Below are 542 nucleotides of genomic sequence, written 5' to 3' on the forward strand. Positions count from 1 at the left end.
CTGGAGCAAGGTCCTGGGGTGGAGTGAAAGCGATCTGCTGACCCGTGCTTATGCCAATTTCATGCATCCCGATGATGTCGGCCCTTCAATGGACGCGATCTCCGGCATGGCGGTGACTGGACAGCCCGCGCGCTTCGAAAACAGGGTGTCCACCCGCGATGGTGGTTGGCGGCACATTGAATGGACGGTCGCACCCGAACCGGACGGCGAGAACTTCGTTGCAGTCGGCCGCGATCTTACCGACGCCAAGTCTCGCGCGGCCGAACTGGAAAATGCCCAGGAAGCTTTGCGTCAGAGCCAGAAGATGGAAGCCGTCGGTCAACTCACGGGAGGTATCGCCCACGACTTCAACAATATGCTCACAGGCATCATTGGCAGCCTCGATCTCATCCGGCGCAACATTGGCGCTGGAAGACTGGAACGCGTTGATCGCTACATCGACGCGGCAAACGCATCCGCTCAGCGTGCAGCCGCCCTCACGTCGCGCCTGCTTGCATTCGGCAGACGCCAGTCACTCGATCTGCGTACTCTCGACGTCAACG

General features: G+C 60.3%; 1 protein-coding gene. It reads left to right on the forward strand.

Annotated elements, in window-relative coordinates; translation table 11 throughout:
* Nucleotides 1-542: PAS domain-containing protein (locus ACI3K3_RS25815; RefSeq protein WP_404918984.1), on the forward strand; the 542-nt coding region annotated here is incomplete at both ends.

This window comes from Novosphingobium sp. ZW T3_23 (genome assembly GCF_044987305.1).
Classification (GTDB): Bacteria; Pseudomonadota; Alphaproteobacteria; order Sphingomonadales; family Sphingomonadaceae; genus Novosphingobium.